Origin of the sequence: Myxococcus sp. AB036A (assembly GCF_006547355.1) — a bacterium.
GTDB lineage: Bacteria > Myxococcota > Myxococcia > Myxococcales > Myxococcaceae > Myxococcus > Myxococcus virescens.
This window is the reverse complement of record NZ_VHLC01000034.1, coordinates 20125-31592: the sequence shown is the minus strand read 5'-3', so window position 1 is coordinate 31592 and position 11468 is coordinate 20125. Positions and strand designations below refer to the sequence as shown.

General features: G+C 70.5%; 10 protein-coding genes. 7 read left to right on the top strand and 3 right to left on the bottom strand.

Going from position 1 to position 11468, the window contains the following annotated elements; genetic code table 11:
- Positions 1-77: 77 nt before the first annotated feature.
- Complete coding sequence (gene clpX, locus FL344_RS16215; RefSeq protein ID WP_141619171.1) at positions 78-1148, top strand: ATP-dependent Clp protease ATP-binding subunit ClpX; 1071 nt, start codon at positions 78-80, stop codon at positions 1146-1148.
- Position 1149: 1 nt separating this feature from the next.
- On the opposite strand, the gene FL344_RS16210 is transcribed toward clpX, so the two are convergent.
- The 3 genes from FL344_RS16210 to dnaK form a co-directional block, all read right to left on the bottom strand.
- Positions 1150-1905, bottom strand: a complete 756-nt coding sequence (locus FL344_RS16210; protein WP_141619170.1) for a CvpA family protein — start codon at positions 1903-1905, stop codon at positions 1150-1152.
- 14 nt (positions 1906-1919) lie between these two features.
- Entirely contained in the window at positions 1920-2714 is a 795-nt protein-coding gene (locus FL344_RS16205; RefSeq protein WP_141619195.1) for a J domain-containing protein, read from the bottom strand.
- Between the two features lie 1965 nt (positions 2715-4679).
- The gene (gene dnaK, locus FL344_RS16200; RefSeq protein ID WP_011552814.1) at positions 4680-6287 is read right to left on the bottom strand and encodes a molecular chaperone DnaK; all 1608 of its coding nucleotides are present in this window, start codon (positions 6285-6287) and stop codon (positions 4680-4682) included.
- Between the two features lie 205 nt (positions 6288-6492).
- Here dnaK and FL344_RS16195 point away from each other — a divergent pair, with 205 nt between their 5' ends.
- The 6 genes from FL344_RS16195 to FL344_RS16175 all read left to right on the top strand — a co-directional run bounded on the left by FL344_RS16195 (position 6493) and on the right by FL344_RS16175 (position 11436).
- Positions 6493-7326 (top strand): class II glutamine amidotransferase, encoded by an 834-nt coding sequence (locus tag FL344_RS16195; RefSeq protein WP_194858338.1) that lies wholly within the window; start codon positions 6493-6495, stop codon positions 7324-7326.
- A gap of 277 nt (positions 7327-7603) precedes the next feature.
- A complete protein-coding gene (locus FL344_RS16190) occupies positions 7604-8050 on the top strand; it encodes an ATP-binding protein (protein WP_141589772.1) in 447 nt (148 codons plus the stop codon).
- Positions 8047-8715 (top strand): ATP-binding protein, encoded by a 669-nt coding sequence (locus FL344_RS16185; RefSeq protein WP_141589773.1) that lies wholly within the window; start codon positions 8047-8049, stop codon positions 8713-8715. The genes FL344_RS16190 and FL344_RS16185 overlap by 4 nt, the downstream gene beginning before the upstream one ends.
- Positions 8712-8882 (top strand): hypothetical protein, encoded by a 171-nt coding sequence (locus tag FL344_RS38530; protein WP_194858340.1) that lies wholly within the window; start codon positions 8712-8714, stop codon positions 8880-8882. The genes FL344_RS16185 and FL344_RS38530 overlap by 4 nt, the downstream gene beginning before the upstream one ends.
- A 277-nt stretch (positions 8883-9159) precedes the next feature.
- On the top strand, positions 9160-11088 hold the full coding sequence (locus tag FL344_RS16180) for a GYF domain-containing protein (RefSeq protein WP_228565099.1): 1929 nt from the start codon (positions 9160-9162) through the stop codon (positions 11086-11088).
- 18 nt (positions 11089-11106) lie between these two features.
- Positions 11107-11436 (top strand): DUF1330 domain-containing protein, encoded by a 330-nt coding sequence (locus FL344_RS16175; RefSeq protein WP_141619168.1) that lies wholly within the window; start codon positions 11107-11109, stop codon positions 11434-11436.
- The last annotated feature ends 32 nt before the right edge of the window (positions 11437-11468 follow it).

The following is an 11468-nucleotide window of genomic DNA, read 5'->3' as shown; positions in this document are numbered from 1 at the left end:
CGCGGGCCGACCCTCCATTCAATTCCTACCCTTTCCCCGTGAGTCATGAGGGACGCGTGGAAACAAGGGGAGGGTACATGGAGTCGTCCGCACGCAGGGAAGAGGCGCTGCTGACCCCGCGGGAAATCTACGAGCGGCTGGATCGCTTCGTCATCGGCCAGGACGGGGCCAAGCGCGCGGTGGCCATTGCGGCCCACAATCACCTCAAGCGTCTGCTGGCGAGAAGGCTGCGCCGGACGTCGCTCATCAAGAAATCCAACATCTTGCTGATGGGACCCACCGGGAGTGGCAAGACGCACATCGCCCGCAATCTGGCGGACATCCTCCACGTGCCGTTCACCACCGTGGACGCCACCGAGTACACGGAGGCCGGCTACTACGGGAAGGACGTGGAGGTGATGATCTCCGACCTCCTCTTCAAGGCGAACCACTCCGTGGAGGACACCCAGCGGGGCATCATCTTCATTGACGAGGTGGACAAGATTGCCCGCCGCTCCCAGGGAGCCCGCAACGGTGCGGGCAGCCGCGACATCGGCGGCGAGGGGGTCCAGCAGTCGCTGCTGAAGCTGCTGGAGGGCCGCGAGGTGTACGTGCCCCTCAACGTCACCCAGGCCTGGAACAAGAGCGACTTCGTGCAGGTGGACACGCGCGACATCCTCTTCATTTGCGCGGGCACGTTCAGCGACTTGCACGACTACGGAGATGAAGGGAGCCGCGCCATGGGCTTTGGCGCGGAGGACTCGGCGACGCGCAGCCCAAAGCGCATCAGCACCCGCCAGCTGACGGACTTCGGCATGCTGGCGGAGTTCCTCGGCCGCCTGCCGGTGGTGGTGCAGTTGGAGCGGCTGGGCGAGGAGAACCTGATGCGCGTGCTCACCGAGCCGCCGGACTCCATCGTGCGCGAGTTCAGCGAGCTGCTGTCCATGGACGACCTGGAGGTGGACTTCGCCGAACCGGGCCTGCGTGAGGTGGTGCGCTATTCCGTGGAGCGGGGGCTGGGCGCTCGAGGATTGCGGTCCATCCTGGAGCACGTCATGGCGGACATCATGTTCGAGGCGCCCGAGCGGCGGCGGCGCCAGGTGACGGTGGACGCGGGCTTCGTGCGGGAGCGGCTGCGGGGGCTGGATTCGACGCAGTTGGACGTGTGAGTCAGGGCTCGCGCTCGGAGGCGCGGGCCGCGGCGCCCAGCCGGGCCGCCACGTCCGGATCCTGGATGAGCTGGAGCACACCGTCGTGGCGCAGCAGCGCGGCGGTGTCTCCTCGGGCCAGGGCCTGCTTCAGCTTCGGGTCCTGCAGCAGTCGCTGGAAGCGAGGGTCCTTGCGCAGGGCCTTGTAGGCCGGGTCGTCCTGGAGCCGCCTCGCGCGCTTCGGATCACTGGCGGCCTTGGCGACCTCCACCAGGTTCTTCACCGGGGCGAACTGCGTCATCTCGAAGAGGTTGTAGCGGCGGGCGACCTCGATGGAGAGCGACTCCTTCGGGGACAGACCCACGCGGCGGCCCGCGATGACGACGTGCTGTTCGAAGAAGGCGATGGCGCTGAGGACGACCCAGGCGATGATGCCCATCTTCGCGCCACCCAGCACGAAGCCGAGGAAGCGGTCCACGCCCCGGTTCTCATGGTGCTGACCGGTGGAGAGGATGCGCAGCAGCAGCGCGCCCAGGGCGTAGCGCACCGCGAGCCACGTGCAGATGAACAGGAGCACCGTACCCACGATGGCGCCCAGGAAGAGCGGACTGCCCAGGGCCTCGGCCAGGTGTGGGGCCGCCACGGGGCCCAGGCGGCGCGAGGCGAAGTAGCCCACCGCCAGGCCCACCACGTTGGCGACCTGGCGCGACGCCCCGGTGATGGCGCCGATCATGGCGAAGAACAGCACCAATCCGAGGATGATGAGGTCGATGACCATGGGCGCCGCCGCCGTCAGCGAATCTTGAACGAGCCGCCCTTGTCGCGAGCCTCGTCCTGGGACTGCTTCTGGACCTCCGCCAGCCGCTCCTTGTAGCGGGCGTTGGAGGGCTCATAGGTGAGCGCCATCTTCAGGTTCCGCTCGGCGGCGGACCAGTTGCCGGCGTCCGCGTCCTTCTGCGCCTGCTGGAAGAACTGGCGTCCCTTGGGGTGGGTGCCAATCTGCTCTTCCTGCTCCTTCTTGGCGGCGGCCTTGGTCTCCGCTTCGGAGGCTTCGGTGAAGCGCAGCTTCTGGGCGCGCTCGGGGCCCGTCACGTCGACGACGTACTTCTTGCGCTTCGTGTCGTCGCGCAGGACGTAGTAGGCCTCGGTGACGCGCTTGTAGAGCTCGTTGATGCGCTCCTTGAGCTCCTTGGAGTCCACGTGGAAGAAGCGGTCCGGGTGGTAGGTGCGGCTCTCCCGGTAGAAGGCGCGCTTGATGTCCGCGGGGGTGGCGGTCCTCTCCAGCATGAGCACTTCGAAGTAGTCGAGCTGGTCCAGCTTCGCGCAGCGCGATTCCAGGTCGGCGAGCTGCTGGATGTCCAGGCCCAGGTCCGTTGACGCAGCAGGCGACGGCGGTGACGTGACCGCCGTGGCCGCGGCCGGGGCGACGGGCGGGACGATGGGTGCCACGGAAGGAATCGATGGCACCGCGCCGGATGGAGCGTGTGAGGCCGGCGTCAGCGGTGCGATGCCTGGGACGGCGGGCGCCACGGACGGGGGAGGGCGCGGCGGCGTGGCGCCGGCGGGCACCAGCGCTGGGAGGGACATGGTGGGCCGGGCACCGGGCTTCTGCTGTGGAGCCGTGGACGGCGTCACGGGAGGGACAACCTGTCCCAGCGCGAGTACGGGAGGCGGCCTCGGCGTCGGTGCTGTTCCTTGGGCGCGCGCCGGTGCGGAGGGTACGGCGCCTGCCTGCGGCGCGGCTGCGGGGATTGCCGGGGCGACGGGCGGGACAGTCCTCGTCTGGGCCGGAGCGCGGGGCGCTACCGGGGCCACGGAGGGGACGACGCCTGTCGATGAGGGCGCAGCCGGAGCGCCTACGGGGGCGATGGAGGGCACTGCGCCCGCGAGTGGAGCGGAGGCCCCCACGGGAGCGATGGAGGGCACTGCGCCCGCGAGTGGAGCGGAGGCCCCCACGGGAGCGATGGGGGGCACTGCGCCCGCGAGTGGAGCGGAGGCCCCCACGGGAGCGATGGGGGGAGCGACACCAGCCGAGCTTGGCGACGCTGTTGCACCCATGGGCGCGATGGCAGGAGCAACGGCGGGGATTGCGCCCATGGTGGGTCGCTGCGCCGGAGGAACTGCCCCGGCCGGGCGCGGAGGAGGCGTGTTTCCTCCACCGGCCGGGCGAGGCGCGGGCGTCGGTGCTCCCGCCGCATTGGGATTCGAGCCCTGGTGCGGGGCGGACGTGTTGGCTCCAGTGGCAGTGGCGCCAGCCGTCGCGACGCGTGGCACGGGCGTACTCGCGCCAGCGGCGGGGGAGGCCGGTGCCGGTCCCGAAGCGGGCGTGGCGGTGCCTGCGGGGGGCACGCGGGGGACAGGAGTGTTGGCGCCTGCGCCCGTCACCTGGCTCGGTACGGGGGGGGCGGCTCCCGCTGCTCCGGCGGCCGGATGCGGTACGGGCGTGGCGGCCCCCGCTGCTCCGGCGACCGGATGCGGTACGGGTGTGGCGGCCCCTGCTGCATGGGTAGGCGGATGCGGTACGGGCGTGGCGGCCCCCGCTGCTCCGGCGGCCGGACGCGGTACAGGTGTGGCGGCTCCCGCTGCACCGGTAGGCGGACGCGGTACGGGCGTGGCGGCCCCCGCTGCTCCGGCGGCCGGACGCGGTACAGGTGTGGCGGCTCCCGCTGCACCGGTAGGCGGACGCGGTACAGGTGTGGCGGCTCCCGCTGCTCCCGCGGCCGGATGCGGCACGGGCGCGGCAGCCCCCGCTGTTCCGGTGGCCGGGCGCGGTACGGGCGTGGCAGCCCCCGCTGCTCCGGTGGCCGGACGCGGCGCGGGTGTCCGCGCGTCAGCTCCGCTGATGCCCTGCGGAGCCGTGGGCGCCTGCACGCCAGTGTTCGCGAGCGCCGAACGCGGCACGGGTGTCCGAGCGTCAGCACCCGTTGCACTCGCGCTAGCCGACGTACCCGGCGCGGACGCCGAGGCCCCTGTGCCAGCTCCCGCCGGGCGCGGCACCGGCGTCGTGGCGACCGCGGCGGATGGCGCATCTCCAGCAGCACTCCGCTGCCCCGGCACTGCGCCGGTTGCCGGCTGCCTCGCGGCAGGGCTCGTCGCGGCACCCACGGCAGGAATCGCAGGCAGCGTCGTGGGCGTGCCTCGCGGCGCACTCCCCGAACCCGGCACGGACGGCACCGCACCCGACGCCGGGCGTGCCGGCGCCGCCGCGGGACTCGCACCCGGCGCCGTCGCACGTCCGGGCGTGGAAGGCGCACCCTCTCCAGCGCCCGTCCGCACCGTGGGAATCCCCGTCGTCGTGGCCCGGGGCGGCACCGGGGGCGTCACGCCGGTGGGGCGTGCGACAGGTGTTCCCTGGGGCCGAGGCGGCGGAGTCGGCGCGCTGGCGGCGGGCGACGACGGAATCGTCCCGGGCGTGACAGGGCCGGGGACGGCGGCCGTCACGCGCGGGACTGCGGGCCGGGCGGGCGTGGCCGGTGTCCCGGGCGTGGCTCCCGGCGGTTTGCCGGCGCTGGGGTCTGAAGGCTCGGACATCGGCGTGGTCGAGTCGCGGCCTTACTGCGCCGCGGCGGGCAGGTCGTCGCTGTTGTGGCCGGCAAGCCGGATGTTCCGGTTGGCCTGGATGGACTGCTGGATATCGGCCTCGCTCATGCCGGAGGACAGGGTGATGGAGGTCGACGTCTTCTGACCCGTCGCCGTGTCGCACGCGGACACGTGCACCAGGCCATCCGTGTTGATTTCGAAGGTGACCTCGATCTTCACCTCGCCGCGGTAGCCGATGCGGAAGCCCGCGAACTCGAACTCGCCGAGCATCTCGCACTCGTCGGCGCGGTTGGACTCGCCCTGGTACACGCGAATCTTCACCTTCTCCTGGCCGTCGCGGCTGGTGGTGAACGTCTTCGAGCGGTCGATGGGAACCGGCGTGTTCTTGTCGATGATCTTCTCGGTGTACCCACCCACCGTGCCGATGCGCAGCGACAGCGGCGTGACGTCCACCAGGAACGTCTGCGTCTTGCTGTCCAGCAGCGCGTGCGACTGGAGCGCCGCGCCCATGGCCACGACCTGGTCCGGGTTGATGCCTTCCAGCGGTTCCTTCTGGAAGTAGTGCTTCACCGAATTGCGGATGATGGGCAGCCGTGTCGGCCCGCCCACGAGAATGACCGCGTCGATGTCGGCGGCCGTCAGGCGCGCGCTCTGCAGCGCCTCGTCGCACACCTTGAAGGTGCGCTGCACCAGGTCCATCACCATGCGGTTGAACTGGTCCTGGTTGAGCTGCCCACGCAGGTCCATGACGTTGCCGTCCGCGTCCTGGCAGATGCCCTGGCAGAGAATCTCCGCGGAGCCCGTCTGGCCCACGTCGATCTTCGCCTTCTCCGCGGCCTCCTTGAGCATCTGCAGGCAGAACTTGTTCTGCCGCACGTCCAGGCGCGTGCGGGCCAGGAAGTCATCCGCCAGCCACGTCATGATGCGGTCGTCGAAGTCGTCGCCGCCCAGGTACGTGTCGCCCGCGGTGGCCAGCACCTCGAAGACGTCCTTGCCAATCTCCAGGATGGAGACGTCGAAGGTGCCGCCGCCCAGGTCGTAGACCACCACGCGCTGGTTGACGTCGCGCCCGAAGCCGTATGCGAGCGCCGCGGCGGTGGGCTCGTTGAGGATGCGCAGCACCTCCATGCCGGCGATGCGGCCCGCGTCCTTGGTGGCCTGGCGCTGGTTGTCGTTGAAGTACGCGGGCACGGTGACCACGGCCTTGGTCACCTCCTGGCCCAGGTACGTCTCCGCCACCGCCTTCAGCTCCTTGAGCACCAGCGCGCTGATCTCCGGGAGCGAATAGGAGTGCTCGTTCATCGCGATGCGCACCGAGTTGTTGTCGCCCTCGACGATTCGGTACGGCATCACCGCCTGCGCCTTCTTCACCTCGTCGGAGAAGTAGTAGCGGCCGATGAGGCGCTTGGCGGAATAGACGGTCTGCTCGGGGTTGGTGATGATGTTCTTCTTGGCCGCGTTACCGACCAGGACCGAGCCATCCTCGAGGAACGAGACGCAGGAGGCGTGAGTCGTCTCTCCCCACTCGTTGGGGATGACGGTGGGCTGGCCGTCCTGGACCACCGCCACGCATGAGAATGACGTGCCCAGGTCGATGCCGATTGCGATGTCGTCCGCCATTCCATCTCCGGTGAAGACCTTCAGCAGAGGTCCGTCGGTGAAGGGCACGGAGGTTAGGCACCCCCAGAAGCGGGTGTCAACGTTCCCGTGTCAATAAAGCCCAGCCATTTCAAGGGCTTAGCGAGGGTGCAAGGGAGCACGCCCACTGGCTTGAGGGGGCGCTCCGAGGCCATTATCTCTCATGGCGAAGGGGGTTTACTCATCCATGTCCGTCATCCTCGCCGCTCTGACGTCCGACCCGAACCTGCTGCGCTGTGAGCTGCACCGCCTCCAAGGCCAGGTCCTGCTCCAGGGAGAGCCGAGGGCGAACGCCGTGGGGGTGGGAGCCTACGCCCAGGAGGAGGTCCTGTTGCGGCGCTTCTCCAGTAGCGAGGCACTGTCCCTGGACTCGCTCGTGCCCCCGCATGAATCGGAGGCACTGCTGTTCCACGCCGGCCAACTGCCCGTGGGCTTGTCGCTGGAGGAGAATACGCAGCCCTTCCGCTCTCGGCGCTGGTTGTTCGCTCTTCATGGCGGCGTACAGGGTTTCGAGCTGCTTCGTGCCCCGTTGCTGGCGTCGCTGCCGGACCACCTGCGGCGTCAGGTGCGTGGCGGCACCGAAGGGGAGCTGCTGTTCGCTGTCTTCCTCAGGCGCCTGCGCGACCTGGGCCGCACGGAGGATCCACGGCTGGAGGCCGAGGTCGCTGGACGCGTGCTGGCGGACACGGCGCGCGAGGTGGCGCAGGCCGCGGCCCAGGCCGGCGTGACACGCACGCCCACGCTCAACCTGGTGGCCACCAACGGCATCCTCCTGGCGGCGACCCGGTACGGCGAGCATCCCTTGTACTGCACGCGGCTGGAGGGGGCGGCCGAATGCGAATTGTGCGAGGTGACGCCCTCGACACCCGATACGCAGCCCGCGGTGGGAGCGCACCGCCGCCGTCGCACGGTCGTGGTGGCCAGCGCGCTCAAGCGCACCGCGGGATGGGTGGAGCTGGCTCATGGCCACACGCTGGCGGTGGGGCCGGATTTGCAGATGCACGAGCTGTCCGGCACGTGACCGACGTACGCGAGGCAGGCGCCTGGAGGCCGCTCCCGAAGCGGATGCGGGCCTCGGCGCCACCTCGTGGAAGTCCCGGCGGTCCCGCCATGAAGCGCTGAACTCCCGACCGCGCTTCACGAATACCCCTCATTCACACCCAGGCTTTCCCGAGATGGGCGCTCCGGGTCCAGGATGACTGCGAGCCGCTTTACATCCCCGGAGGGGAAGTGCTTCCATTGAGGGTGCTTCATTGAAATATTGAAGATTCGCTGAATTTTCGGTGCTCGTGTCTCCCATGCTCTCAGAAGTTGAGCCGATGTTCAGCATCGAGATCCGCTTGAGGTCGGATACGGCGGTCGCCGCCGCGTTGAGCCTCCGCTACGCCCGTGAGCACGGCCTGACGGCGCAAGCCAGCGCCGAGGTGGCGGTGGTGGTGAGCGAGCTGGCCACCAACCTGGTGCGCCACGCGGGTGGCCGGGGCTGGGTGGAGCTGTGGCGCGAGGCGGAGTGGCTCTTCATCCGCTCCCGCGACCGCGGCCCCGGCATGGAGGACCCATCCCGATTCTTCGCTGGCAGGGAAGGGCGTCCGAGCCCGCTGCCCGGAGAAAGCCTGGGCGAAGGCGGGGCCGCGGTGCGACGGCTCACCGACGACGTCCAGGTGGCCAACCGCGAAGGTGGAGGGTTCGAGGTGCTGGCGCGCAAGCGGGTGGTGGTCCAGGCGAAGAAAAGGAGGCAGGGGTGAGCGGTGGTTGGGTGTGCTCGGCGCTGTTTCGCGTCTTGCGGCAGTTCATGTCGGAGACGGCGGCGCAGTTGGTGCTGCGAGGCACCGTGGAGTCCCTCCGGCTGTCCCTGGACACGGCGACCACGGCGGACCTGCCGCGCATCATCGAGGCGCTGGAACCCGCCACCCGCCACTTCGTGGACCCTTCTCGTCGGCAGCAGATGATGGCGCAGCTTCGCGCGCAGCTCGCGCCCTCAGCGGGGCCGGAGGGCACGGCCACTTCCGCCCCGGCGGAGGTCCGGGCGACCACCTATCTGGTGCGCACGGAAGCGGACGCCAGTCACGCGCGGCTCGCCGCCCGGATGCTGTGTGAATCCCTGGGCGGGCGCGGCTACGAGTGCCAGAAAGTGGATACGGCGGTGAGTGAGCTGGCGCGCAACCAGATTTCGTATGCGGGGGGCGGCACCATCCAGCTCGCGCCGCAGCTGACGCCCAAGCGGCTGCTGCGTGTCAGCGCCGAGGACTCCGGGCAAGGCATCCCGGACCTGGAGCGCGTGCTGTCGGGGACGTACGAGAGCAAGACGGGCCTGGGCCTGGGCTTGTTGGGCGTGAAGCGGTTGGCGGACCGCTTCGACGTGCGCACCGGCCCGAAGGGCACGCAGGTGGACTTCGAGGTGTGGCTGTGAGGTTCGCGGTCGCCCATCGCTCCCGTCCCAAGGTGGGGGCGCTGGAGAATGGCGACGGCGTCGTGGTGCGCCAGGAATGCGCCCGGACGCTGGTGGCGGTGGTGGACGCGTTGGGGCACGGGCCCGTGGCCGCGCAGTTGCCCGCGCCTACGAAGTCCTCTGTTTGATCGCCGGAGAGTGCGTGTGCCGGCACGTGCCGCGAGGTGTGCGGCACTGCTCTCGCTCCCACGCGTGGCGCATCGACGACTGTGTGTCCATGCCGCACAGTCGGGACATTGTACGAACATGGGCCATGGGAACTACGCTAGGGCTCCGTCCCACGTGGGGGCTGTGTCCACCTCCGCGCAGATGCTCGCCGTTGACGAATCGCCGTGGTGGCATTCCATTGGGTGAGGTCTGATGGTGCGGCTTAATCGGGACCGGATGGAATCAAGGAGCGGGTCGATGGCCGGCAACTCAGGGGAAGACAACGCCAACCCGGGAAACGCCCGGGAGGTGGCCCCAGAGCGCCCTGACGAGGGCGATTCGCCCGTGTTGGATGGCGTGTCGGATGCGGAGCTGGACGCCATCGTGGGCCAGCTGCGCACGGACAAGAGCCTTCGTACCCGGCCCAGCGCGCAGCCACGCTACCGCGAGGCCACGCAGTCGGAGCGACTGCACCGGGGCGCGGGCCGTTCACGGGCGTCCACCCTGGGCGAGGAGGAGGCGCCGCCAAAGGAAGCCGCGCCCGTCGTGAAGCATGCCTGGTACTTCGTCGCGGGCGGCTCGGCCTACGGTCCTCACGACCTCGCGGACCTGAAGGCCCACGTGGAGCGGGGTTTTCTGGGCTTTGATTCCCTGTGCTGGCGCGAGGGGTTCAGTGAGTGGCTGCCCTTGGGGCACATCCCGGAACTCGCCTCCGCGCTGCTGCCGCCGGCCGTGCCCGCGGGACCTCCGCCCATTCCGCCGGAAGCGTCCGGGGCCTTCATGCCCCAGGCCGCGCGCGCGGTGGACGTGTCCGAGGCCACCACGGAGCGGGTGATCCTGAACGCACCAGGCACGGTGGTGCCCCCCTTCGCGGCCATTGCTCCCGCCGCCGTCGTGGCCACTCCCGCGGTGAGCGCTGTCGCCATGCCGCAGACGCAGGCGTCCGACGCACCACTTTCCGTGGAGTCCCCAGGGACTCCGGCCGCGGGCGTTGTCGTCGGGCCTGCTCCAGAAGCTGTTGTCGCGACGCTCGCACCGGAACCTGTCACCGCGCCTGCCGCGAGTGACTTCGCCGCGTACGGAGCCCCGGCGTCGGACCCGATGCCCGTGGCGGAGCCCGTGGGAACCCACGCGGTGCTCGCGTCTCCGTCCCCCGAGGAACGCGCGCGTCGCAAGCGCCGGCTGGGTTTCATCCTGGCGGGTGGTGCCATCGGCGGCGTGTCGGTGGCCCTGGCGCTGAGCGTCCTGGGCGTTGGGGGCGGCCGTGGTGCCGCGAGCCCCGGTGAGGCCGTGGACACGACGCGTGGCACCGGTGCGCCGCCGCCCGCGGAACAGCCGGTGGCCGCCGCGCCCACGCCGGAAGCGGTCGCGGCTGCGAGCCAGGGCGGCGCGGCGTCGGGTTCCTCCACGTCAGCGGGCGGCACGGGCAGCGCGAGCCTGGGCATCCGCGGCGCGGGCGTCGCGACGTCGGCCGCCGAGGGCGTGCGCGACCCGAGCCCGGTGCAGGAGCCCACACGCCCATCGACGCCCTCACTCTCAGCCGTCTCGGTTGAACGCGGAGGCCGCGTGCCGGAGCTGACCGGCACGGAGAGCACGGCGCGCGCCGCGACCGGCGGCGGACGGCCGTCGCCGGAGGAGCGCGTCTTCGAGCGGCCCACGGGCAGTCTCTCCTCGCGAGACGTCGCCGTGGCCTTCGTCATCGGGAAGCACTCCGTGGCGCCTGCTCCGGAGCCAGCGCCCGCCAAGCGGCCCGCGACGACGGTGGCGGAAGCCGCGACGGCTGGCAGCTCGGAGGACGACCTGGGGCCCGACGCGGACTTCGACCGCATGCTCTCCGGCCCAGGGCCCAACGCCACCAAGCACCACAAGCCGACCGTCTACGTTCCGCCCGACCCGACGGCGCCGCGCGAGTCGCTCGACCTGGCCACCGTCTTCGCGGTGGTGCATGCCCGGCGTTCGGAGCTCGCGGCGTGTGCCCGGGAGCAGTCCGCGCCGCCCCAGGAGGGGGACCGGGCAGTGCTGCGCTTGAGCGTCCTTCCGAGCGGGAAGGTGGAGTCCATCACCACCGAGACGCCGTGGCTGCGAGGCACGTCGCTCGTGCGTTGCATGCAGCAGAAGATAGGCGCCTGGACGTTCCCCAGGCATCGAACGCAGGGAGCGCCCGTCGTCTTCCGATACGAGTTCTGAGCCGCGCGAGGAGCGCCCATGCCTGCCTACGTCCTGATCGAGGTCTCGGTGCACGACGCGCAGACCTACGAGCGGTACAAGCAGCTCGCGCCTCCGTCGCTCAAGCCCTACGGGGGCCGCTACCTTGTCAAGGGTGGCCCCACCCAGGCCCTGGAAGGCACCTGGCAGCCCCCGCGCTTCGTCCTGCTGGAGTTCCCCAGCGTGGAGCTCGCCAGGGCCTGGTGGGCATCCCCGGAATACGCCGCCGCCAAGGCGCTCCGCCACGAAAGCGCGCACTCCATCATGTTGCTGGTGGATGGCGTGCCGGCCACGACGCCCGTCACCGAAACAGGGGAGTCGCCGGCCTGAGTGGCCGCTGGAAAGCCGAAGCCCGGCGCCAG

What these genes read in the sequence shown, in the direction of transcription:
- clpX (WP_141619171.1), top strand. Translation starts at nt 78, where the DNA reads ATGGAGTCGTCCGCACGCAGGGAAGAGGCGCTGCTGACCCCGCGGGAA.
- FL344_RS16210 (WP_141619170.1), bottom strand. Translation starts at nt 1,905, where the DNA reads ATGGTCATCGACCTCATCATCCTCGGATTGGTGCTGTTCTTCGCCATG.
- FL344_RS16205 (WP_141619195.1), bottom strand. Translation starts at nt 2,714, where the DNA reads ATGTCCCTCCCAGCGCTGGTGCCCGCCGGCGCCACGCCGCCGCGCCCT.
- dnaK (WP_011552814.1), bottom strand. Translation starts at nt 6,287, where the DNA reads ATGGCGGACGACATCGCAATCGGCATCGACCTGGGCACGTCATTCTCA.
- FL344_RS16195 (WP_194858338.1), top strand. Translation starts at nt 6,493, where the DNA reads ATGTCCGTCATCCTCGCCGCTCTGACGTCCGACCCGAACCTGCTGCGC.
- FL344_RS16190 (WP_141589772.1), top strand. Translation starts at nt 7,604, where the DNA reads ATGCTCTCAGAAGTTGAGCCGATGTTCAGCATCGAGATCCGCTTGAGG.
- FL344_RS16180 (WP_228565099.1), top strand. Translation starts at nt 9,160, where the DNA reads ATGGCCGGCAACTCAGGGGAAGACAACGCCAACCCGGGAAACGCCCGG.
- FL344_RS16175 (WP_141619168.1), top strand. Translation starts at nt 11,107, where the DNA reads ATGCCTGCCTACGTCCTGATCGAGGTCTCGGTGCACGACGCGCAGACC.